Annotated in this window: 18 protein-coding genes; 13 read left to right on the top strand and 5 right to left on the bottom strand. The window is 46.2% G+C overall.

Annotation, left to right across the window (positions count from 1 at the left end):
* Positions 1–8: 8 nt before the first annotated feature.
* On the bottom strand, positions 9–137 hold the full coding sequence (locus ACE1CM_RS09810) for a hypothetical protein (RefSeq protein WP_374877227.1): 129 nt from the start codon (positions 135–137) through the stop codon (positions 9–11).
* 665 nt (positions 138–802) lie between these two features.
* Between ACE1CM_RS09810 and ACE1CM_RS09805 the strand changes: the two genes are divergently transcribed.
* From ACE1CM_RS09805 to ACE1CM_RS09770, 8 genes are all read left to right on the top strand, one after another.
* A complete protein-coding gene (locus ACE1CM_RS09805) occupies positions 803–3,406 on the top strand; it encodes a TonB-dependent siderophore receptor (protein WP_374877226.1) in 2,604 nt (867 codons plus the stop codon).
* Between the two features lie 56 nt (positions 3,407–3,462).
* Positions 3,463–4,596, top strand: a complete 1,134-nt coding sequence (locus ACE1CM_RS09800; protein WP_374877225.1) for a PepSY-associated TM helix domain-containing protein — start codon at positions 3,463–3,465, stop codon at positions 4,594–4,596.
* Positions 4,597–4,731: 135 nt separating this feature from the next.
* Positions 4,732–5,793: an ABC transporter substrate-binding protein gene (locus tag ACE1CM_RS09795; protein WP_374877224.1), complete on the top strand. Its 1,062-nt coding sequence runs from the start codon at positions 4,732–4,734 to the stop codon at positions 5,791–5,793.
* Complete coding sequence (locus ACE1CM_RS09790) at positions 5,790–7,031, top strand: MFS transporter (RefSeq protein ID WP_374877223.1); 1,242 nt, start codon at positions 5,790–5,792, stop codon at positions 7,029–7,031. The genes ACE1CM_RS09795 and ACE1CM_RS09790 overlap by 4 nt, the downstream gene beginning before the upstream one ends.
* Before the next feature lie 209 nt (positions 7,032–7,240).
* A complete protein-coding gene (locus ACE1CM_RS09785) occupies positions 7,241–7,822 on the top strand; it encodes a hypothetical protein (RefSeq protein ID WP_374877222.1) in 582 nt (193 codons plus the stop codon).
* 591 nt (positions 7,823–8,413) lie between these two features.
* Positions 8,414–9,619 (top strand): ScyD/ScyE family protein, encoded by a 1,206-nt coding sequence (locus ACE1CM_RS09780; protein ID WP_374877221.1) that lies wholly within the window; start codon positions 8,414–8,416, stop codon positions 9,617–9,619.
* A gap of 152 nt (positions 9,620–9,771) precedes the next feature.
* Positions 9,772–9,990 carry a hypothetical protein gene (locus ACE1CM_RS09775; protein WP_374877220.1) on the top strand — a complete coding sequence of 73 codons (219 nt, stop codon included), beginning with the start codon at positions 9,772–9,774 and terminating at the stop codon, positions 9,988–9,990.
* Between the two features lie 133 nt (positions 9,991–10,123).
* Positions 10,124–10,774 (top strand): DUF924 family protein, encoded by a 651-nt coding sequence (locus ACE1CM_RS09770; protein ID WP_374877219.1) that lies wholly within the window; start codon positions 10,124–10,126, stop codon positions 10,772–10,774.
* 93 nt (positions 10,775–10,867) lie between these two features.
* Here ACE1CM_RS09770 and ACE1CM_RS09765 read toward each other — a convergent pair whose 3' ends face one another.
* The 4 genes from ACE1CM_RS09765 to ACE1CM_RS09750 all read right to left on the bottom strand — a co-directional run bounded on the left by ACE1CM_RS09765 (position 10,868) and on the right by ACE1CM_RS09750 (position 16,229).
* Positions 10,868–12,487, bottom strand: coding sequence for a hypothetical protein (locus ACE1CM_RS09765; protein ID WP_374877218.1), 1,620 nt, complete (start codon positions 12,485–12,487; stop codon positions 10,868–10,870).
* 10 nt (positions 12,488–12,497) lie between these two features.
* A complete protein-coding gene (locus ACE1CM_RS09760) occupies positions 12,498–14,372 on the bottom strand; it encodes a hypothetical protein (RefSeq protein ID WP_374877217.1) in 1,875 nt (624 codons plus the stop codon).
* 470 nt (positions 14,373–14,842) lie between these two features.
* A complete protein-coding gene (locus ACE1CM_RS09755) occupies positions 14,843–15,916 on the bottom strand; it encodes an NYN domain-containing protein (RefSeq protein ID WP_374877216.1) in 1,074 nt (357 codons plus the stop codon).
* 61 nt (positions 15,917–15,977) lie between these two features.
* The gene (locus ACE1CM_RS09750) at positions 15,978–16,229 is read right to left on the bottom strand and encodes a hypothetical protein (protein ID WP_374877215.1); all 252 of its coding nucleotides are present in this window, start codon (positions 16,227–16,229) and stop codon (positions 15,978–15,980) included.
* Positions 16,230–16,513: 284 nt separating this feature from the next.
* On the opposite strand from ACE1CM_RS09750, the gene ACE1CM_RS09745 reads away from it, so the two are divergent.
* From ACE1CM_RS09745 to ACE1CM_RS09725, 5 genes are all read left to right on the top strand, one after another.
* Complete coding sequence (locus tag ACE1CM_RS09745) at positions 16,514–17,257, top strand: sigma-70 family RNA polymerase sigma factor (RefSeq protein ID WP_374877214.1); 744 nt, start codon at positions 16,514–16,516, stop codon at positions 17,255–17,257.
* 56 nt (positions 17,258–17,313) lie between these two features.
* Positions 17,314–18,276, top strand: coding sequence for a DUF1822 family protein (locus ACE1CM_RS09740; RefSeq protein WP_374877213.1), 963 nt, complete (start codon positions 17,314–17,316; stop codon positions 18,274–18,276).
* A gap of 96 nt (positions 18,277–18,372) precedes the next feature.
* Complete coding sequence (locus tag ACE1CM_RS09735) at positions 18,373–20,640, top strand: CHASE2 domain-containing protein (RefSeq protein WP_374877212.1); 2,268 nt, start codon at positions 18,373–18,375, stop codon at positions 20,638–20,640.
* A gap of 15 nt (positions 20,641–20,655) precedes the next feature.
* Complete coding sequence (locus ACE1CM_RS09730) at positions 20,656–21,531, top strand: DUF928 domain-containing protein (RefSeq protein WP_374877211.1); 876 nt, start codon at positions 20,656–20,658, stop codon at positions 21,529–21,531.
* Between the two features lie 32 nt (positions 21,532–21,563).
* Positions 21,564–24,908, top strand: coding sequence for a tetratricopeptide repeat protein (locus ACE1CM_RS09725; RefSeq protein ID WP_374877210.1), 3,345 nt, complete (start codon positions 21,564–21,566; stop codon positions 24,906–24,908).
* Positions 24,909–24,914: the final 6 nt, after the last annotated feature.

Below are 24,914 nucleotides of genomic sequence, written 5' to 3'. Positions count from 1 at the left end.
CAGCAATTCTAAGCAGGCGCAAGCATTCTGAGATTGTGCAAGACAAAACTTACTTCTTCAGGACGCATTTCGCTTAACTCGACTTTTGCACAGGGGTAGGGGGTATTAGCTTTGGCGACAGCCAGCCGCTCGTCCATAGCGACACGGAGTCCGGGTGATACGCTACCGATCTTCGTGGCCAAGATATCAGACCTTGAGCAGCAATGTTTCCGTATCCAATGCCGTAGTGCTGAGCTTGGCGACTACGAGGGCAGTCTGGCTAACCAGCTTATTTAACAGCTTCTCCTTTAAGCTATTGCTTTTTTTTATCAATAACTTTACTAACAGTAGAGAAACTTTGCGATCTTGACAAGCAGTAAACGAAAAGTATTTGCAAATTATTTCGGTATATATATAAACAAAGCTAATATTCTGAGTCTCTAAAATTAGGTTGAAGTTATTTAAAGTCCTCTGAGGACAATCAATACCAACGATCTGACGCTCCAAGATCCCCTCGTCTTAAAGTAACCGCCTCATGGCTGGCTTAAAACTTTTACTGTAGAAAATTGGCTCAAGCGATCGCATTCAGGATGAATCTCCATCTATCCAGAGAGGCAAAAGCTGTAACCCAGCCAGATGGTTAAAACTTAATGCATAAAATTTTCATTAAACTTGCTTGCTATTCTCAACTAGAGCATGATACTTATTGAAAATTATTCTTGATTACTCAGGCAGATGGCTGCATCGGGACGCTGCAAGCAAAAGATCTTTGCTGCGCCCACCGACCGCCTTGAATTTTCAACGATTGTGTGAGGAGACGCGAGTGAAACAAGTACAATTCCTGAATGCCCTTGGATTGGCAGGTATCGTATCGGTGTTGGTTTCCACACCAGCCTCGGCGCAGATTGTCGAGGTGACTGGCGTGCGACTTAACCCAACACCGGGAGGCGTAGAGGTAATCCTAGAGACGGAAAACGGTAAACCGCTACAAGCCTTCAGTGCCAGCTACGGTCAAACTTTCTTTACAGATGTAATTACCGCAAAGCTGCGTTTACCAGAAGGCAAACCGTTTCGTGCCAACAACCCAGCACCAGGAATTGTTTCCGTCACCGTTGCACCATTGGATGCAAATAGCATCCGAGTCACAGTTATCGGTGAGGCAGGTGTACCCACCGCAAGAGTGACTTCCGGGAATAGGGGTTTAATTGTCAGCTTGAATTCCACGCCTGATAGCACCGCTGTTCGACCCACACCGACTCGACCCCCAGGAGAAGTGGGGATAGAAGTTCGTCCTGTCGAACCCACCAGACCATCGGGTCAACTGGGGACACAGGTTCAACCTACCCAACCAACCATACCATCGGGTCAAGTGGGGACACAAGTTCGCCCTACCCAACCAACCACACCAGAAACTCAGCCACAAAGAGAACAGCCAATTGAAATCGTCGTCACAGGACAGCAGGAAACATATCGAGTCACCGAAGCGACGACTGGGACCAGAACAGATACCCCCATACGAGACGTTCCTCAATCGATTCAAGTTGTTCCCCAACAGGTATTAGAAGACCGACGAGTTACCCGCTTAGAAGAAGCCCTCAGAAATGTCAGCGGCGTCAATCAAACAACTTCATCGCTGAGTACGTTTGAGCAATTTAACATTAGAGGCTTTCAAAGCCTAAATATTCTCAGAAATGGTTTGAGGGATAGTAGTAACACTCAAGTGCCAAACGAAACTGCACTGATTGAGAGAGTAGAAGTCTTGAAAGGGCCAGCCTCAGTTTTGTTTGGTCAAGGCAGCCCCGGCGGTGTGATTAACATTGTGACAAAAAGACCCGAACGCGATCCCTTCTATGAACTTGAATTCACAGCAGGAAACTATAACTTTTATCGTGGAACAGTCGATCTGACCGGACCGCTGAACAACCGCCGAAATCTTTTGTATCGATTCAATTTTTCCTACCAAAATTCAGACAGTTTCGTTGATTTTGCGGAAACTGAGCGCTTATTAGTTGCCCCCGCGTTGACTTGGGCGATTAGCGACCAGACAAGAGTAACCCTACAAGGAGAAATTATCAGATCGAGTTTTCCAAACTATCGCGGTTTACCAGCCATTGGCTCAGTGCGCTCCAATCCCAACGGTAGAATACCGATTAACCTCAATATTGCCGAACCCGGTAAAGACTTTAACGATAACCGCGTTGAGCGAGTTGGGTACGAGCTTGAGCATCGATTTAGCCAAAACTGGTCGTTGCGTAATGCTTTCCGGATTACACTATTTTCTTACGACCAAGACAGTTTCTTTCCGAATAGTCTAGAACCAGATGGTCGCACGCTGAATCGCGGTTACGCAACAGGAACTAGCAGTACAGATACCCAAATTTTTACAACAGACTTGGTTGGTAACTTCTCCACAGGGCCAATCGAACATAAGTTACTGGTTGGAGTCGAGTTATTTAGAGAAAATCTGTTCAAAAACAGATTTGATATTGGAGATATTGCGCCCCTCGACGTTTTCAATCCAGTCTATGGCGCGCCTTTAGGCCCTATTACCTTCAGTATTGACAATGGGACCTTGACACAATCGGCTGGGTTTTACATCCAAGATCAAATTTCACTTTTAGATAACTTGAAATTAGTTCTGGGTGGACGTTTCGATCTATACGAACAAAGGCTAACAGATAAATTAGCCGATACCAGAACAGAGCAATCCGAGCAAGCATTCAGCCCCAGGGTAGGCATTGTATATCAACCCATTCAACCTATTTCACTTTACGCTAGCTTCACGAGGTCATTTAATCCTGTCAGCGGAACTGGCTTTGACAACGCGCTATTTCAACCCGAAGAAGGCACTCAATATGAAGTGGGCGTCAAAGCTGATTTGTTAGGAGGAAGACTTTCTTCCACCCTCGCTTTTTATCAACTGACGCGCCAGAACGTTCTCACCCCAGATCCTAGAGATGCTAATTTTTCTATCCAAACAGGCGAACAGAGAAGTCGGGGAATTGACTTAGATATATCTGGCGAAATCTTACCGGGATGGAGAATAATTGCTTCTTACGCTTATATAGATGCGCGGATTGTTGAAGACAACGCCTTTGCTATTGGAAACCGACTGGATAACGTGCCTCAACACGGCGCTAGTTTGTTTACAACTTATGAAATTCAAAGCGGTAATTTGCAGGGGTTAGGTTTTGGTTTGGGTTTGTTTTATGTTGGAGAACGCGAGGGCGATCTTGGCAACAGTTTTACTTTACCAAGTTACTTACGCACCGATGCTGCAATTTTTTACAGGAGGGGAAACTTGAGATCGGCTCTCAATGTTAAGAATTTGTTTGACAATAGATATTTTGAAAACGCTGAAGGCCCTTTGCGCGTTTTTCCCGGTTCGCCTTTGGCAATTCAAGGTTCAATTGGTTTTGAATTTTGATGGCTTTTTTGTCAGTTGTCACTAAATTTTTTCAACCATTAGGAGGCTCAGCAGCAATGAAGTTACGGCAAGTTGCATTATCTTTGCATAGGTATATAGGTTATATCGCTGGATTGGTGCTAGTTTTTATTGCTTTAACTGGTAGTTTGTTGGTGTTTAAAAATGAAATAGATCGCTTTTTTGAGCCGCAGTTACTACAAGTTGTTCCAGGAGAAAAGCGCGTGCCTCTACAGTCTGTAGTGGACAAAGTTCGCTTCAACTATCCAGAGCTTTCAATCAAATCTGTTGATATCCCGTTGTCAGCGGCAGGAGTTTATAAAATTTGGAGCGAATCTAAGAGCAAACAAACAGTTTTTTTGTACGTCAACCCCTACAACGGAGACATTCTTGGCTCCCGCTTGCAGGAAAAAACTTTGATGGATATTCTCGTTAACTTACACATCAACTTGCTTATGGGTGAAACAGGTGCAGTTGTAGTAGGAATTTATGGGCTGTTATTGCTAATATTATGCGTAACAGGGCTGTTTTTATGGCCTGGGTGGAAAAAATTTGCTTCAGGATTTAAGATCAGGTGGAAAGCTCCAGGGAAATTGATTAACTACGATGTCCATAAAGTAGTTGGTATATTATCGGTTGCGTTTCTCTTGCTGATTGTATCGACAGGGGTAGCAATGAGCTTTTTCACTCAAGTTGAAAAAGCACTGTACTCGCTGACAGCAACTCCAATGCCTACTATTCCTTCAAAGTCCCAGCCTGCTGCTGGTAGGAAAACTGTGGCAATTGATTTGATTTTGAGCAAAGCTGAGCAAGCTTTACCAGGTACTCAAACAATTTGGATCGATCTACCGCCTGATTCGCAAGGATTGTTTAGAGTTGGTAAACGATTTTCTCAAGATACTTCTCTGAGTAGCGCTAGTAGTGATAGCCAAGTATTTGTTGACCAATATAGCGGAAAAGTTGTGCAGGTTAATACGGTTCAGAATGCACCTTTAGCTACTCAAATTATATATTCGCTTTACTCTTTACATATTGGTAGTTATGGTGGATTGGAAATGCGAATACTTTATGTATTTATCGGGTTAGCACCGGCTGGATTATTCTTTACTGGCTTGGTATTGTGGCGATCGCGCCAGTGGGCGATCGCTCGTCGCCAAGAAGCTATTCGGCGGAGTCAGCAAGTTATATCGTAACTCGATTAAAATTAAAAATTTTACCGATAAGCTATTGACAAATAGCAACAAAGATGAGTAAAAACATAAGCTGTCTTACAAAGCCAACATCAGAATATTTGTCATCTCCTGATTTGTTAGCTACGAATTACCAAAATGCCCCAATTAATCGATCGCGTTCTTAAAGGTTTGTTACTAGCTTGCTTGTCTTTTTTCTTGGTGGCAGGTTGCAGCGGCAATTTTCATAAAAATATAGTAACTTCTCATTCGCCAAGGGCGATTTCAGCCTGTAGAATTATTAAACATGCAATGGGTGAAACTTGTATTCCTGCTAATCCCCAGCGCGTCGTAGTTCTTTGGACACCCACTCTAGCTAACTTGCTTGCCCTTGGTATTAAGCCTGTTGGAATTACTTCCTATCCGGCTGCTTCTGGGATACAGATACCAATTTACTTGCAAGATAAAGTGACTGGGGTTGAATGGGTTGGAGATCAGAATCAACCTAATTTAGAAAAAATTTTGCGACTGAAGCCCGATCTGATTCTGGGAATTATTATTAATCGGAAGATCTACCCGCAATTGTCTCAAATTGCTCCTACAGTGTTGTTCGACTGGGAAGGAACATCATTTTGGAAAAAAAATTTTATTGATGTAGCCAACGCACTTGGTAAAACTGAGACAGCAGGGCGACTGCTGAAAGATTATAGCCAACGCTTGAAAAAGTTGGAAATGGCCTTGAGCGATCGCAACAAACAACAGAAAATTTCTTTTGTACATCTCTGTTGTGATGAAATAGCTGTCGATGCAAAAAACTCGTTCATTGGCTCGATTCTTGAAGCAGCAGAACTGCAACGTCCTCCCGCACAGGATATTGTAATTCCTTCGGGCAGAATAAAGCTTTCTTCTGAAGAATTAGAAAAAGCAGATGGTGATATTCTGTTTGTGGCAACTTTTGCGGAAAACGATCGGCAGATATGGAACAGGCTCAAGCAAAAACCTCTTTGGAAAAAATTGCGAGGTATCCAACAAAATCGCGTATATTTAGTCGATTACTCGGTCTGGCGCGGGGGAGATATTCTGGCGGCAAATGTAGTAATCGATCAGTTGTTTAAATATCTTGTTTTGGCAGAAAAGCAAACCTTATTACCTAGTATATCGTGCGTACATTCAGCATTATTTGGAGCGGTCAACTTGTTTCTACAATTGGCAGTTATATGACCGAATTTGCCCTGACCTTATGGGTTTGGCAAATTACAGGTTCGGCAACTGCACTCAGTTTAGTTGTTTTCTTCTCCCAACTGCCTCGTATTCCCATTTCTTTATTTGCTGGTGCTATTGTAGACCGCTGCGATCGCAAGCACCTGATGATGGTGGGGGATGCGATCGCAGCACTTTGCACGATTGCTATTTTACTGTTGCATATTACAGGCAATCTACAAGTTTGGCATTTGTTTGTCACCAGTGCCGTTAAGAGTGCCTTTGGTGAAATACAGTTTTTGGCATACTCGGCTTCAATTGCGTTAGTTGTCCCCAAACAACACTATACTCGCGCCAGTAGTATGGGTGCCGCCGTGCATTACGGTTCTAGCATTGTTGCTCCTGCAATTGCCAGTATTTTCTACCCGTTGGTTGGGCTAGTTGGAATTTTACTGATAGATTTAATTACCTTTGCGATCGCTATCTACACGCTGTTATTAGTAACGATTCCGCAGCCCACTCACCCAGAGCAAGATTATCCTAATATTTGGCAAGAATTGATTGTTGGCTACCGTTATATTGTTGCCCATCCCAGCTTGCTAGCCCTCTTAATTTCTATGTCATTATTTGTATTTGCCCATGACATTGGTGATGGGATTTATTCACCCATGATTTTGGCTATAACTGGCAATAATGCAACTTTGTTAGCTACTCTTTACTCTGCCGCTGGAATTGGTGGGGTTGTGGGTGCCTTTTTGGTTAGCATTTGGGGAGGCCCTAAACGGCGAATTCACGGGATGCTAATCGGTTTTATCGGTGCTGGCTTGAGCAAAACTATCTTTGGTTTGAGTCAATCGCTTTTTATCTGGATTCCTGCCCAATTTAGTTCATCGCTCAATTTTCCCTTACTGGGTAGTGCTAATGATGCTATTTGGCTGACCAAGGTGCAGCCACACCTACAAGGGCGAGTGTTTGCTACTCGTTCTGTAGCAGTACAAATCTGTGGGGCACTAGCCAGCTTGATTGCTGGGCCGTTGGCTGACTACGTTTTTGAACCAGCTATGATTGAGGGGGGCAATCTTTGGGCTGTTTTCGGTGGCATATTCGGTACGGGAAAAGGTGCAGGAATGGGGCTGCTATACGTTATATCTTCTGTGAGCTTGTTGCTTGTTGGCGCTATTAGTTATACCTTCCGCATGTTGCGCGAAGTAGAAAGTATTGTACCCGACCACGATGCAGGATTGGACTCTCAGAGGTGAAGATAATTCCCGTCCGAGGCAGTCCGATTGGGGGTTTGATTTGACGAACCTGTCGCGATGCGATCGCATGTAACAGGGGCTTTAGTCCCGATCTGTTTGTATTTCCTCGCGATCGCCAGCTTGCGAAGTGGGATAAGTTTGTCGAAAAATCCGCCTGACAAGGCGGATTTTTAAGCATCGACTGACCGAAAATTCTGAAGTTGAATTATTTGTCGGTTATCAAAGCACAGAAGCAATGGGGCATGACTTTAGGGGAAGGCGAACTGACTAAAATAGCTGTCACATTTGAGCGCGAAACCGAACCGCAAGTTATCCAGCGCCTATGGGAATTAATTGCCGATTGGGTTGATACAAATAAACATATTCCTTTAGAGGTCGCTCACGTTATTGGTTGCATTCCAGATCGCTTGCATTCGCAGAATTTGTTGGAAGGCGGTGTGGCTGGCTCTGTTATTGATACGCTCAATGTCATGGCACTGTTGGAAGATTCTAGACTCCTTCCCCTCCTGGAAGAATCGACGCGCCAACTGCTACATCAAATCGATATCAAACGAGTCCAAGATTCAAAAGTTGTTGATTTGTTGGGAGCGTTGGGGCGAGTGGACGGTCAATTTTTGCAGACCCTGGTTGAGCGAGATTGTCCGCCATTTCCTAGCAGAAATATTCGAGCAGTGGCTTTAGCCATTCGACGAGTAGAGCGAGAAGCTTCGTCCCTACTCGACCCGATGTTGGCTAGCGATTGGTGTCCGGGGGAAGTCAAGAGCCTAATTCTGGAGTGGCGCAGGGCTTGAATACTTTTGCATCCAGTACGATTGGAGATGCGATCGCTACAACGACAGTCAAATTGCGGTTGCTCGCAGCCTAACTTTGACTGTTCATTCATTCCACTATCTTGTAAAGGTGTCGCTGCCATCATTTTTTTTCCTAAAAATAATTAAAAAATAACTCAAACCTCTTCTTTAAGTTGATCGCAAACCGCCATGAATCCTGTTGAAAACAATGAGAAATCATAAAGCTTCTAGACTGGGCTTTCCGCGATTTCGCCGCCGCGACTGCTTCTTCTAGCACCGCCAAGCGCTGCATAATTTGAAGACATTATCAGCACATATAAATACTGCGCCTTCATCCTGGCTTTGTATTATCTAAGCCTAAATATTCTGTGTAGCAAATACACAAGTATTATAAAACACAGCCAAGCTTACTTTTGTAAGTATAAAAATTTATTTTATTAGTTTTTTTGTGTTTTTTGGGAAAGATTATACAGAAATAGTTGTCATTTATGGGTTTTATAAAGCATCATTTTTGTTAAATAACCGATCGCATTTCAGGCAGAGAAAAGCGATCGCTCTCCTTGCGTGTCAATAATGATGAGGAGATTAATCATGCTGGAAAAAATTGCCGTAGCAGCTACAGCAGCAACACTGTTTACTTTCTCTGTTGCAGAGGCGGTACAAGCTGCAAGTTTTACAGTTTTAGCCAGCGGATTGGACAATCCCAGAAAGCTTGCCTTTGGGCCGGATGGCGCTCTTTATGTCACAGAAGCGGGAAGAGGCGGATCTGGGCCTTGTCTGACATCTGCTGAAGGGGTATCCTGCTATGGGACAACCAACGCCGTCACGCGAATTCAGAACGGCGTCGCCGAGCGGGTGCTAACTGGTTTACCCTCCACTGCTTTTCTCAATGGCGATTCTGGTAGTGGAGCTACGGATATTGCTTTTGATAACGCTGGAAACCCCTTCATTCTGTTGAGTTGGATTGGCACACCAGAACAACGTGCTTCGGATAGTCGATTCTCCCCTTTTGGCACCCTCGTGCGCGTTGATAACTTAAATTCCAACCCAACTTTCAGCACAATCGCAGATTTAGAAGCGTTTGAAGTAGCGCAAAATCCTGATGGCGGAGAAATTTTAAGCAATCCCTTTTCTTTACTAATTGAAGATAATACTGCTTTTCTAACTGATGCCGCAGGCAACGATGCTCTGAGGGTGGAAACCAATGGCAGTAATTTAGCGGTGCAATCGGTATTTCCGCCACGCTTCGTACCCAGTCCTTTTGGTGGCCCTGCTTTTTCAATGCAATCGGTTCCCACATCAATTGCTCGTGGGCCTGATGGTGCTATTTATGTAGGCGAACTGACAGGATTTCCCTTTCCCCAAGGTCAGGCACGTGTCTATCGAATTAACTCTAATACTAATCAACCAGAAGTTTTTGCTACAGGATTTACCAATATCATCGATATTGACTTCGATTTGTTTGGCAATCTTTATGTCCTACAATATGCCGCGAACTCGCTTTTATCACCAGACCGAACCGGTGCGCTGCTGCAAGTCTCTCCTACTGGTGAGCGCCAGACTTTGATTATGGATGGACTAATCGCGCCTACAGGTTTAGCAATTGATTCAAATGGTAATATCTATGTTTCAAACAACGGTTTAAAAGCTGGACTTGGGCAAGTAATTCGGATTAGTCAAGTTCCTGAACCTAGTGCCGCATTAGGTTTGCTAGCCTTTGGTGCTTTAGGTGCAACTTCAGCACTTCTTCGCCAGCAGAACCAGCACAAATCAGCTACCAAAGGAATCTTCTTTTGATAGCAACCCGTAAAACTGATGCTTTGACCAGTCTTTTTCAAGTCGCGGATTGCATCTCGTGCTGCCGTCACATCAATTTCTAGCAGGATGGGGATATGATGCCGTTTGCTGCCCCAAATTAGTGTGAAGAGTTGTAATCAGGAAAATCATCTATGCAGAAGTTAGTCACAATTTATCTAGATCGAGAAGGTTATCGAATATTAGGAAAGCGATCGCCAGAACAAAGTCACGGTATTGTGCAAGAGCATTTAGAAGATTATCTCGCTGCTGGTTGGGAAATTAAATCGATCGCTGGTGGTGGTGCTGGTGCTGGTGAGGGTACTGGAAGTATTGGTTGTACTTGGGTTGTTGTTCTTTTAGAGAAACCTTGATTGCACTCGGTAATCAGGTGAAGTGACGGGAGAGAAGGTTTTTTACAGCTGCCAAGGGAGCCGTTATGCCGACGAATCGCAGGCAGGGTGAGGCACAATAAAGAGTTAGACAGCAGCGTTAAGGAAGGTAACCATGAAAACTGAACGCTCTGAAGATGTTCTCCAGTTCTGGTTTCCCAGTCAACCAAAAGGCGAAATAGCAGCAATGGTTCGTCAGTGGGAATGGTGGTTTCGTTCTGGTGCTGATGCCGATATAACGAAGCATTTTTCATCACTGCACCAACAAGCGGCGCGCGGTGAACTTGATGCCTGGTCGAATGAGCCACGGTCGCGGCTGGCGCTGATCGTCGTTCTAGACCAGTTCTCACGCACGCTCCACCGGGGAACTGCTCAAGCATTCGCACAGGACTCGAAGGCTTGCACCCTGGCACTCGAAGGGATTGAAATGGGTCACTACGCGGCTCTGGAAACCCCCTGGGAGAAGACGTTCTTCTTCCTGCCACTGGGGCATTCTGAGGATCTCAGAAAACTAGAGTTGGCGGTCAAGCTGGCAGAAGAACTCGTGCAGGAAGCATCGCAGGAGTATCGCGAGTTGCTAGAGTTTTCCGCCGCACAAGCACGCAGACATCGCGATGTGATTGCCCACTTCGGTCGCCATCCACATCGCAACGAAGCTCTAGGACGCCAATCAACCTCCTCTGAACTTGAGTACCTTGCCAGTGGGCAGCTCGTTCATACTCGTTCAATGCCACCCCACCTGTCGCAATTTCTTTCCAATACTTGAGGTCCCTTGATGGACGGAAGCCAAGGCTATGCAGGCAATTACAGAACACAAGGGAACGGGAGACACAGGTGAATGTTCGCCAAATCGAAGCTGCTATCTCAAACTAAGCAGTTCAATATCGAAACTACCATCATCCTCGAACACAAACGGGCCGCAGGCAATGTCGAGTGTGGAACGGTAGTGGTTGGAAACTGCCAAACCTCCAATCGTCTGGGCAGCAACGAGCGGGTCTGTACCGGGTGGTACAGTATTGATTGTTTGGACGTGCATCCAGTGAAACCAGGAACCCAAGGGAACGCCAGCAGCAGAAAACTCACCGTAGTAAATGCACAAACGTCGTTGGCCTTTGAGCAGTTCTTTTTCATCTTCGGTGAGTTCTTGCCTTTCCAGCAGGCGGAAAAACTGTTGCCGCAGTTCGTTGGAATTTGGATATTCCTGGATAGACCGCAAAACGATGGGGTAGCTTTTATCGATGCGATTAGGTCGTAGCAGTGCTATGCAGTGGTAGTTTTTGCCGGAAACGCGGCCTTCTAAACAGGGAATTAGCACCCCAAACAACTCAATCGTATCTGTAGGGGCGTAAAGTTGGCGATCGCTGAACAATCGATGGTACAGCAGCGTATGCGGGTTCTGCCGACTGGGATCTTCTGCGTGTGTCAAGATGCCTTTGTTCGTTCTACGTTCGTATTCCCACTTAGCCTCCAGCTGGAAGGGAGTCCCTGGTAAGGGATATTGGTGATAGTTAAGTTTGACTTTGGTATATTCTGCTTGGGTAATCGCTCCGTCCGGTGGCGGTGTGGCCTGCTGGCCTTCTCTGGTTGGGTCAATCTCGTCGGAAAGGGCAGCCGCCAGGGCAACCGCAGCCGCAGCCCCCGCCAGAATACTACCGCCTACGGTATCTGGGGTATCAATTCGCACAAAGTTCGCCGGATGGCAAACGTCGAGTTGGAAGCCAATCTCAAAGCTGTCATCCAAGCCGACAGGACTGGGTTGGTGAACAGTTTCTCCAATATCCCCATCCAACACGTGTTCGTTGGAAAGCACCATCGGGTTGTTGGCATTATCGAAAACAATCGCACCCAAGGTGCCATAGGTGAAGGGGCTAGAAGCATGTCCGATAGCAAGTCCGCCCAATAAGGGGTCTTTGCGGTTGGCACGGCTTCCAGATGGGGCAACGGACTCAGTAAATGGCCCCAATTGCACCACATCCGTTGGCACGCCGTCTATATCTGGAGGGACAAGTTGCCAGCCCCGGTGATTTGCGTCGGTAGCAGGTAACTTTTGTTGTACGAAGATTTGAATCGCAATTTCATTGGTGGTGGTAGCATCTTTGACTTTATAACCCACACCAATACCCGTGACGTTTTCCTGCTGCAACCAACTGTCTGCCACCCGATCCTTAACCGCGATCGCTTGTTCAATGGCTTGGCGGATTTGTTCGCTTTCTACTGGTTTTTGGAATTCAATTACATCCACTGGTAAACCATCTAATTCTTGAGGCAGCGGTTCCAAATTTCGTTGTGGCAGAGTTTCTAAGCTCAACTTTTCTCGAACGGTAATCACAACCGCAGCTTGACCTGTTAACAAACCGGCGCGGCGCTTCACACCAGCACCAACAGCAACAACACCCGGTCGCCGCAATAATTCTGAGCTGTATTGGTTGGCAACTGCAATTGCCCGTTCCAATTCGGCAGAAAATTCTGGAGTCGTCATAGCCTTTTTCCTATACGTTGAAGTGAAGATCGAACAAATTGACCACGTCTCGAATCGGGTTAGCGATCGCATTGCTGCCATCGTCGCTGACTGGTCCTGCGAAATTCAGCGCCACGGGTCTGCGACCGATCAGATCCACCCATAAGGAACCGGAATCTCCCCCTTGAGACAAAGGCTGATTGTTAGGCGCAGCCAGCTGTGCAATCAGCACTTGGTTGGTATAGCTAACACCATCGACGTTAGTGTTCAAGCTGATACTGGATACCAAGCCTCTTGTAGTGGCACTTCTGGCACCAGATTTGAAGACCGCATTGCCCAAGATGGCATTTTGAATTCCCCGATCGCCGTTATCCGAACGGTCGATGGCAACTGTACCGCCCGTGCTGCCGTTGATCGGTAAGTTGTTGTTACGGTCATCGCTTTGGGCTTCCAACACATTCAAGTCTATGGCTCTAGAGCCGTTCAGGCGGGCGATCGCTGCATCCACATTGCTGCTGCTGCGATTAGACTTGGCAGTAATATTGCCAATGACGAAGTTGGGGTCTTGTCCGGCAAAGATATAGTCGTAAACCAGGGAAGCCGCCGCTAGCAATGCCGCCAGAATAATTAAGATAACTTTCCACCACGGGTCCTCAAAAGCTAACGGGCCAAATTGACCGGCAAACGGTGGCGAAGGCACAATCCGATATTCAAACTCGACAGGTAACCAGTTAAAAGGTTTAAATCGACACCAGTTATCGCCTCCAGGGCCATCCCCCAAACCACCAGAACCGGGGTTAGTTTCGCCTGTGCCTCCCCCATCTTTGCATTCCGGGGAACCGCTGCAACAGGTATCCAACAAAGCATGTAATCGGCAAGGATCGACTGGTTTACCCGACAATAAATCTTCCAGGCTGCGTTTCAAATCATCCCGCAACCTATCGCGGTCAGAAGTTTTGCTGTCTTGTCCTGGTCTTGGCGGCTGTCGTTTGCAAGGATTTTTGAGTGCAGCCAGGGTTGCTTTCTCCAAACTTTCCTTATCGACAATAACCTTGTTCAACCGCATGTAGACCGTACCTTCCGGTACTTCTGCAACCAATTCTCGGTTCAGCGGGTCATAGGTAGAACGGGAGATAAAGATTTGCCGTGCTACTTGCCGTGAAGGTGCATCGTAGGCAGGGTCCCACGCCACCCGTTGAGCCACAAAATTCACATTGGGTTTACTTGGCTTGGCGCTGCTAACATCGAGTTTGAAGTAAATTGTGCGTTCTTGCCCTTTTCTCAAGACAGGTATTTTGACAAAACCGCCAGACATCTCTTGTTGCAAAGCCTTTTGTTCTGGCGTTGTCCACGCATCAATCACGCGAATTCCCTGAGATTGCAATTGGATGCGACTGGTGTTGGAAATCGAGATCGTCACACCCGTTGTTTCATCCCAGTCGTAATCCCAATCGTTGCGGATACGCACACCCATATATTGAATGCCTTGGCTGACATCAAAAATGCCGTCCGGTAACATGGTCAGAGTACCGCGATCCACTGCAAAGGGACGCTGAACCACATCAAAGATTGGATCGAGATCGACAGCAACGATCGTTAAATCGTCAAAATCTCCATCTCGCTGGTCGGGGTAATTGTCATCTGCCCCTAAAATCCGAATCAGTACTAACGGACTGAGAGAACCAACGGAACTTAAGACAGCGCTTTCCTGCCAGCCAGAACCAACTCCATTGTTCCATTCCAAAGTAACTGTCCAATTATCCCCATTGACAACTACTTCAGTGCCAACAACGCCAGGATAAATTCCATTCCCGCTACTGGCTCCTTCGATGCGAAAGCGCTGGTCAAATCCGGCATTCTTTTCGGTCACGCGCCATCGCCAATTTCCTTGAAAAACTTCAGACATTTGTTAATCCTCTATTTACTTGATTGCCGATTTTTTCGATAAAATTAGTATTTTTACAATGAGCAACCTATACCTAGAATCAAAAACTTGAACCTAAGTAAGTCGGATCTTCTACTACGTCTCTCAGCCGCAAAATTGTTAGCCTGATTTCGCTGAATGTCCTTAATTAATAGATCTAACTGTTTCCCGGACAAATTACCAGTCGCTTTTTTTGGTTAAACACGACTTGGGTAGATCATTTGAGTGTCACTTAAACATGCAAATATTGAGGTGCTTTACGAACGAATTTTATCGCTATAAATCTGCTTATGGCTTACGCTCATATTCCCAGCTTCTAAGAAAAATCGTTTGTTTGGTAACTAAAGAAGAACGAATAAATCTGGTTGATAGCCTCGTATTGCATAATTCCTACAATGCGAAGTAAAGCAAATTTTTCAGTACAAAATAGCGAGCAATCAACCAGATTTGCCCTAACAAATTTGATCTATTATCGTTTCCAAGTCGAGGTAGGAGTCTGCCACCTTGAGCAAAGCATCACTGGTTCTAGAACCAAAGCTGACGACCTCCACCCGCTTACCTCGGCTTTGCACGCTCTTAACCGGAAAGGTAAAGTCTCCATCCCCACTGACTAAAACAGCCGTATCGTAAGAGTTGGCTAAATTTACCAGATCTAAAGATAGTTCTACATCCAGATTTGCCTTTTTTGAACCATCCGCCCGCCGCACCACTTCTTTGCTCACAATCCGATAACCCTGCCGCCGCAACCACGATAAAAAACTCTTTTGTTTCTTGTTCGTTGGCTCGACACCCGTGTATAAAAAGACTTGGCAAACACTAGACTTTGCTTTCAGAAGCGAAAGCAGATGAGTGTAATCAATCTTGATACCTAGTGATGAGGCAGCGTGATAGAGATTGGCATCATCAACAAATATAGCCACTCGTTCCTTTTGACTGCGATAGGGCGATTTAGCAGTTGCTGGAATTGCTACCAAACTGGGTGGAATTGTTCGGCTAAAAACCTCTATTTTTAATGCCTGTTGTACTTCTGCTAGCTGCTGTTGCCATTGCTCCCAATTGCGAGTACGGTCGTGTAGAGCTTCGGTGCTGGCATCCAAATTTTCTAGCAGTTCCTGCTGTTCTTTCACCTGCTGTGTTAATGTCTGAATCTCTCCTAGCTCTATAATCTTTAACTGATGCTGGAGTTGATGCATTTTAGAGATAATGGGCGTTAAATGCGTCTTGGTTAAATACTTTTGAGGCATTGGGTCTGGTTGAGTGTAGGCTGCTTTCAAATTCTCTAATTCTGGAGAGTGCTGCTCGACATCAGCAACAGCACTCTGGTAGTTTTGTCGGGTCTGTTGTAGCCACTCAAAGCGGCGACGGTTGGAATCGTTAAGCAGCACTATGGCAAAAGAAAGCGGTACGACAGCATAGACTACTTGCCCGGAGATTGCTGAAATTCCCGCTCCAATTACCGAGCTAAACAGAGATATTTTGTTGGCAAGATTGAGTAGCTTGTGTTGCTCGTTATTAAGCGTTGACATAACTTACACCTAGACTGTAATAATTTGGTATTTGTCAATTAGTTAATTCTGGATTTTTTGGTCAGCTTTTGAAGTTACGAGAGATTTTGACTAGCTCCTGATGAATTCCAAATAACAAAATCAAGGCTTCACAAAAAATCCGCCACAATAAATTAGCCAGGATGATGATTCCCAATCCCACCAGAAGATTTCCCAAAGCTTGCTGTAACCCATAAATAGTGATACCAAGCAATCCGATAGCGTAAATGATTCGGATAATCAAAGAACTCACCATCATCCGAAAACCCAAAAAATCAACTACAAAGTTATTCATTATCCCTTGTCCTCCATGCTGTTGCTTGTCTAAAGGTTTTGCTTTATAGTAGATGCAGACTTAAACCGGCACGCGAATGTCTAAAACTTCGCTGATGCCAAGCCAAAACTTTTAAGTTGTTATCGATTCATCGGTAACTATCAAAAAATTGTTCAATTTGTTAGAAAACTTTACATTCAGATTGGGACGGGCTACAGCTTCACAAGAATTAATAATTTTTGGGGGCAGTGCTGCGTAATTTTTTAACTGGCTGCTGATGACTGAATGTTGGGTGAGATTCACGTTTGAACAAAAATTGGGCGATGAATGACCTGACTCCTGAGAAACAATGGGATTTATTAAAGGCAACCAATCTAATCTGGGGTCGTTGTTCTATGGATGAGCTAAGCGCGAAGCGAAGCAAGCTAATTGAAGATACCTGTAAGCATCCTCCCAGGAGTGTTGAGCGACAAAAAGGCTTGACGGAGATTATACGAGCCATAGAGCAATCCGGCAGGCTATGGCAAGAGAACATCCCCGATTATGAGGACGCCTTGCAACAAACGTGGTTGTATTTGTGCCGCAATCTTTGCGAAGCGAATACGGCTCAACAACCCTACGATCCCAATCGCAGTAGCGTTATTACTTGGCTGGATAAGTACCTCAAGCGACGACTGCAAGATTTCCGCATCGAGGCGGACAATCAGAAAGCTAGAACTGTTCAACCTATTCCAGGAAGTGAGGGAACAACCGATCCAGTGGATAATCTGCCAGCAGGTTCGGATCGTCCGCTGGCTATCCTAGAAGAGACAATCGAGTGGGTTCAGACAGATCCGGATGGGGAGTTAAGGCGCGTTCATATTAACGGACATCCAGAGGTCAATTGCCAAGTTTTAATTCTGCGCTGCTTACCTCCAAGAACTCCGTGGAAAAAGTTATCAGAGGAATTTGGCCTGCCGATTTCAACCTTGAACTCTTTTTATCAACGCCAATGCTTGCCCCGTTTGCGTAAATTTGGCGAATCTGAGGGATATCTCAACGAAGATTAGCGATCGCATTTTCCCAACCAAATGCCTTCTAACAACCGAACAATTAGGAAAACATTATGATTGGCAGCTTCCAAAGCATCGAAGAAAAATTCTTACCCCTACCCATCACTACCCAAGCACGACGGATAGCACGACAGAATGCTGACCAAATTCCCGATGCACCTACAGCACAGCAGGTATATCTCAACACATTGGCGGTATTGGCTGTCAACGACTACTTGCAAATGATGGGAATTGACACCGATCTCAAAGCCAGCGACAGCTTTAACCCCGTTCTGCGTCTAGCTGCCGATGTCGCCGACCTTAAAGTCACCGGACTGGGACATTTAGAATGTCGCCCCGTTACGCCAGGAGCGTCAACCTGCCACATTCCCCTTGAAGTTTGGGACGATCGGATCGGTTATGCGATCGCACAGATAGACGAATCTGCACGCAGAGCAACGCTGCTAGGATTTGTGCCATCGGTAACAACTGAAGAATTACCTATCAGCCAATTGCAACCCTTAGAAGCACTGCTGCGTCACCTGCATCAACTGAGGCAACCCGCAACTGCCGAAACACCAACGATCCTCAGCCAATGGTTTGAGAATCTGTTTGCCGCTGGTTGGCAGACCCTAGAAACCCTGTTTGGTTCCGATAGCGGGAATTTAGCGCCCAATTTTAGGGCCAGCTCCTCCTTGAGAGACTTGACAGAGGGGAGCATTAGAGCAGCCAAGCTGATTGATTTGGGCATTGAGTTGGGGAGTCAAACCGTAACCCTGCTCGTAGCCTTAATCCCCGAAGCAGACGGGCAAGTGGGGATTTGCGTGCAAGTGCATCCAGTACCAGGAGAAACCTACCTACCACCCGATCTCGTCCTAGCCGTGCTTTCGGAAACCGGGGAAACATTGCGTTCGGTGCGATCGCGCAGTCTCGATAACTATATTCAACTGCCCCGCTTCCAAGGTCGTCCGAGCGAGAGTTTCCGAATTCAAATCGCTCTCGATCGGGTTAGCTTGACGGAATATTTTATCATTTAATCGGCGTTTGTTGGTTGTTGTTTATTAATTTTGCCTGAATATGAAACTCGAACAATTAGCCATAATTGATTACCACTTACCTATTCCCAAAATAGTATGAGTTGGTTGGTGGTCTTGCGGCTGGGAAAAGGTTCCTGGCAGCAAGGATTTCCAGATGTAACGGTACAAATTGGCGAGGATGACAACCCTCGCCAGATGCAATTGACTGCCAGCTTACCGCCAGCTCCTGATTTGCCCCGACTTTACCGTAATTGGCAGTTGTTTTATACAGCGCTTTACGAGCGTTTGGGGTGGCGGCTCCGCATTACTTTTAACGAAACTGAAGCAACGGTGACCAATGTTTCCGAAGCCGAGTTTCACAATATTTGCCAGCAGTTAAAAACCCGTTTCAATACGTGGCTGCGCTCAGAAGAGTTTCACCCGATATCCAAGAAATTATGGCAGGAATTAGCTAAAAAAGACCAAGAAATTCGGCTGCTAATTGAAACCGACGATCTGCAAGTGCGGCAATTTCCTTGGCATCTTTGGGATTTGTTTGAGGATTATCCAAAATCAGAAATGGCTCTGAGTATTTCAAATTATGAGTTAGTGCGATATCCGGCTCAAAAAACACCAGGTAAAGTCAGAATTTTGTCTGTTTTTGGCAATAGCCAAGGTATCGATCGAGATCGAGACAGGACTGTATTGAAGCATTTACCGGGGGCAGAGGTAAAATTTCCGACAGAGCGATCGCGCAGAACCATTAGCGACGAATTATGGCGGCATAGGTGGGATATCTTCTTTTTTGCCGGACATAGTTCGACCCGGATAGAACAGGGTCGGATGGAATTAGATGATACTCAAAGCCTAACGATTGACGATTTGCACAATGCTTTGCGTCACGCGATCGCCCAAGGATTGCAACTGGCTATTTTCAACTCTTGCGATGGGTTGGGATTAGCTAACCAGCTAGCCGCATTGCACCTACCTCAGAGTATCGTGATGCGAGAACCGATACCAGACCGCGTGGCAGGGGCATTTCTGACCTATTTTCTGGAAGCGTTTGCGCGGGGGAAATCCTTCTATCTGGCGGTACGGGAAGCGCGGGAACGGTTGCAAGCACTGGAGGATGAATTTCCCTGCGCCAGTTGGCTGCCGGTCATTGGTCAAAATCCTGCCGCCGTACCTCCCACCTGGCAAAGCTTGCGCCGGATTGAACGTCACCGACTGCGAGTAGCTTTGTGCGCGAGTCTGGCAAGTACTTTTTTGATCGTAGGATTGCGATCGCTGTCCCTACTCCAGGGATTAGAACTCAAAGCCTTCGATGGATTGGTGCGCCTGCGCCCCGCCGAACAGCCAGATCCGCGCCTGCTGGTGGTTGGGGCGACCGAAGAAGATCTCAACCAATATGGATTTCCCCTACCGGATGGTATTTTAGCGCGTGCGATCGCCAAGCTAGAGCCGCATCAACCGCGATTCATCGGCTTGGATATCCATCGCCCGCAGGTCAAAGATAGGAATTTAATTGCCCAGATGCGTCAAAATCGCCGCCTGATTGCTGTATGCAAAGTCAGCGAGGGAGACAATTCGGGAGTTCCTCCTCTACCAGGAATTCCCGACCAACGTTTGGGGTTTAGCGATATAGTGTATGACTTTGATGGCATTACCCGCCGCCATCTTTTAAGCCTTACCCCCACTCCTGATTCTGCTTGCAGCACCCAGTTTTCTTTTAGTCTCCGATTAGCATTGCACTACCTGGCAGCAGAAGGAATTGAATCGCCCCCAGAATCAGTTTTGCAGCTCAAAAACATCATTTTCAGAAAATTGCAACCCACTACCGGAGGCTACGCCAAACTGGATTCGCGAGGTTATCAAATACTGCTCAATTACCGCTTTCCCAATGTTTCCCAACAAGTTAGCCTGACTCAAATTCTCAGCGGTCAATTTGAATCCAACTGGGTAAAAAATCGCATCGTCCTGATTGGTGTAACTGCTCCTAGTGCTAAGGATCTATTTTTCACTCCCTACAGCGAGGGAGGACAAAGTTATCAGCAAATGTCGGGGGTAATTATTCATGCACAGATGACAAGTCAGATTCTCAGTGCTGTTTTAGATCGCAGACCCCTATTGTGGGTTTGGTCTCCGATAATTGAAATGCTTTGGATTGGGGTTTGGTCTTTAGTAGGCGGATTGCTATTTTGGCGCTGTTCGCCGATGCTATTTTTAGTGGCAGGAGGGGCGGCGATTATTGCTTTATCTGGAATCTGCTTTGTATTTCTACTTTTGGGTGGTTGGATACCGCTGATTCCAGCTGCGTTAGCTTTGATAGCAACTGGAGGAATTTTGGCAGCTTATAACGCTTATCAAAATCGACAACATCCGTAAAGAATGAGCAGGTGTATGATGGGAAAATACGATTGGGATGGCAGATATTCAAATTTAATCGGGATGCTTCAGCAGCACCGCATTTACCTGGGCATAAATCCTACCAGAAATTTTCAAGTTGCAACTATGTTTGTTGAAGTTGCACTTATACTGACAGTGCTTGGCTTGAGCGGTAGTCCAACAAAGTTGCAGGCGCATCCAGTTTCGCCGAAAATGTTAGCAAAGACGCCTACTGAGCGATCGCTGCCTATCAATCTAAGCGTACAATTCCAACCCCCAAATGACGGCGCTCCTGGGCCTCGCAAAGGTGGGGGAACCCGACCCGGTTGTCCGGCTGTCAATCAGCCTTTAACTGCTTTGGTTCCTACAACAAATTTGGGATGGACAACGGCGGCACATCCAACTTTTTGGGTGTATATTCCCTATCAGGTGGCATCCTCGCGCCCTGTTGAGTTTATCCTGCGGGATGCCAACCAGAATCAAATTTACAAGAGTACTTTTCAGTTTACGGGTCAACCGGGAATTGCGAGTTTCCCCCTGCCAGAAACAGTGTCGCCGCTGGAAGTTGGCAAGAAATACCGTTGGTCTGTTTCTTTCTTTTGTACCAACAATCGGGATGAAGCTCCAGCGGTATCGGGATGGGTGAAGCGGGTGACGCCAAGTGCTGCTGCTGTGAGTCAGTTACAAGCGGTAACAGCAAGAGAGCGAATTGTAGTTTATGCCGAAAATGGCTGGTGGTACGACACTCTGACGGCTTTAGCCGAACTGCGCCAAACAGCGCCAGATGCCTCGCTGGATGCTGCTTGGGCTGATTTGTTGCGACATCGAGGGGTGCGTTTGGATGAGCTAGTTTCGCAACCTTTGGTTCGGTGCTGTACTTCCCAGCAGTAACCGCGAAATGGATTTAATATTGCGCGATCGCTATGAAACTCAAAAGCTTTTATCTCACCGCATTGATCGCTCTTTTCGCCACTGTTTCGACTCCTTGGTTGGCGAATTTTCCAATTTTTTTCCCAACGCAACAGGTATTGGCTAGAACTACAGAGGCGCGGAAAGCAGAGGCAGACCGACTTTTACAGCAAGGGATGCAGCAGAACGAGGCAGGTAATTATCAGGCGGCGTTGCAGCCTTTGCAACAGGCGTTGAAGATTTATCGGGAAATTGGCGATCGCGCTGGGGAAGCGCAAAGCCTTGTCAATCTTGGGCTAGTTTACTCAAGTCTGAATCAGTATTCCAAAGCTCAGGAATTTTTCAGTCAAGCTTTTACTCTGATTAGTCAATTTGACATCACCCCAGAGACCGGACTAAACCTTGACAGCTTTGAGCAATTTTACAGCAATTTTTCTCGCCTGATGTCTCAGTCAAACAATAGCTCGATGCCTTTCTCTCCCAATTTTCTAGCGCAATTAACACCGCCGTCTGAGTTGGATCGAAGAGAACAGCGTGCCCAAGAAATCGTGCGACTATCCCAGCAAGGAATGCAGCAGATTAATACCAGGCAATTTCCAGCTGCATTGCAGTCTTTTGAACAAGCGCTGACTATCTCTAGAGAAATTAACTCTCCTATACTAGAAGCTGTGAGCCTCAGCAACATTGGGAACGTTTATTGCTCTCAGGGTCAGGCTCGCCAAGGATTGGAAAAACATCAGCAAGCTTTGAAGATTTGGCAACAGCGAGTGACTATTTCCGATCCAAGCGATCGCCAAATAGAAGGCAGGATAATCAACAATATGGGTATAGCTTATTATTCTTTGGGTGAGTATTTACAAGCACAGCATTTTTTTGAGCAAGCCTTAGCTATTCATCAAGCAATCGGCTTCAAACTAGGTCAAGCGGAGAGCCTTAACAACCTCGGAGAACTTTATAGCAGCCAGGGCAAGTATGACCGAGCTTTAGATTTAGTGCGGCAAGCTTTAGCCATTGTCAGAGAATTTAAAGACCCCTTCAAAGAAGCTACAGCGATCAACAACATTGGGGTGATTTACATGAATCTAGGTCAGTATGCTCAAGCTCTAGAATCTTATTACCAAGCCAATAATATTTTCAAACAATTTGGTTTGGTGGTAGGAGAAGGACGAATCCTCACCAACATCGGGCTAGTTTACTACAATCAAGGTCAGTATTCCCAAGCCTTGGATTTTTATCATCAAGCTAACTCGGTTTTGCAAAAAATAGGCGATCGCGCAGGAATGGCACTCGTCTTTAACAACTTGGGAGCCTTATATGAAAACTTGGGGCAGTATGAGGAAGCCCAAATAAATTTTCAGCAAGCTCTAGAAATTAGCCGGGTGATTGGCGATCGCGCTTTGGAAGCAGTGACTCTCAATAACCTTGGGCAAAATTACTTCGATCGGAGCAAGTACGATCGAGCGGTAATGCTGTTCGAGCCAGCCTTGGTGATTGCCAAAGAACTCGGAATTCGCACAGTTGAAGCGGGCACTCTGAACAATATAGGGATAGTTCACCTCTATCAAGGTAAGTATCCCCAAGCCTTGGAGAAATTTCAGCAAGCTTTGGCGATTGAAAAAGAAGTTGGTAATCGATCTGGGAAAGGAACAAGTCTCAATAATATTGCAGGAGTTTATTTCGCCCAAGGTGCGTATACCCAAGCACTGAATTTTTATCAGCAAGCCTTGGCGATTCCAAAAGAACTCAATGAAAAAGCTGTTGAAGGACAAATCCTCGGCAATATGGGGGTTGCTTTCTTTATATCTGGCAATCTAGTATCGGCAGAGAAAACGCTGCGCGAGTCCGTTGAGGTTCTAAAACCTCTTCGCTCTAAATTAAAGGACAGGGATAAAGTCTCGATTTTTGACACGCAAGCTGGTCTCTATCAGGCACTGCAACAAGTTCTAATTGCCCAGAATAAAACCAATGAGGCTTTGGAAATTGCCGAGGGAGGTCGTGCCAGGGCATTTGTGGATTTATTAGGTGCAAAGTTAGCTTCCTCTAATACAGATGTTCAACCGACGATCAATTTGGCAGAAATTCAACAAATTGCCAGATCTACTAATGCCACGATCGTTGAGTATTCGATTATCTATGACTCGTTCTGGTTACAACTCCAAAAGCAAGAATTAGGACTCTATATTTGGGTAATTAAGCCAACAGGTGAGATCGCTTTTCGCCGCAGCGAACTAAAATCCTTAAAAACTCCGCTCAAAGACCTTGTTTCCAATACCCGCGAATTGATTGGCGGCAGAAGTCGCGGTAACACCGATCAACTAGCTTTTGCTCCAGGCGATCGCATCGCGTTAAACGACGATATCCCCAATTCGCCCCCTTGGGAAGTAGTATCAGTTAATACCCAAAATGCAACGCTTACTCTCAGGCAACCAGACTGGGAAGCAGGAACGACCATAGAACGAGCGATCGCAGATGTAACAAGCAAGACTGAAAATCTCCGCATCACTGACCCCCGCCTGCAACAACTTTATCAAGTACTGATCCAACCGATTGCCGATTTGCTGCCAACTGACCCCAATGCCCGCGTTATTTTAATTCCCCAAAGAGAATTGTTTCTGGTTCCGTTTCCAGCCTTGCAAGACGCTGCTGGAAAATACTTAATTGAGAAACACACGATTCTCACTGCTCCTGCAATTCAAGTTCTGGAATTAACTCACCAGCAAAAGTCTCGCGTTTCCGGTGCGGCTAAAGATATTTTAATAGTTGGCAATCCCACCATGCCTAAAGTGTCGCTGGTATTGGGAGAACCCCCGCAACAACTATCTCCCTTGCCGAATGCCGAACAAGAAGCGCAAGAAATTGCCCAACTGTTGCACGCACAACCTTTGATTGGGGCTAGAGCGACTAAAGCAGCGATTGTACCGCAGTTACCCAGAGCCAGGTTGATTCATCTGGCGACTCACGGCATACTGGACGATCGGCGGGGTTTGGGGAGCGCGATCGCTTTTGCTCCTTCTGGGAATGATAGTGGTTTGCTCACTGCTGAAGAAATCCTAGACTTGAAGCTGAACGCCGAATTAGTGGTTCTGAGTGCTTGCAATACAGGTCAAGGTCGAATTACAGGAGATGGGGTAATTGGACTGTCTCGTTCCTTAATTTCTGCGGGTGTTCCCAGCGTGCTAGTGTCTCTGTGGTCAGTACCGGATGCTCCTACGGCTTTCTTGATGGGTGAATTTTATCGCCATTGGCAGCAGCAGAAGTTGGATAAAGCCCAAGCGCTGCGTCAGGCAATGTTGACGACGATGCAGCAACATCCTCATCCTAAAAACTGGGCAGCCTTTACGCTGATTGGAGAACCTTGAGGAGCG

Origin of the sequence: Microseira sp. BLCC-F43, from assembly GCF_041929235.1 — a bacterium.
GTDB lineage: Bacteria > Cyanobacteriota > Cyanobacteriia > Cyanobacteriales > Aerosakkonemataceae > Microseira.
The sequence above is the reverse complement of the archived record's forward strand: the minus strand, read 5'-3'. Positions and strand labels throughout refer to the sequence as shown.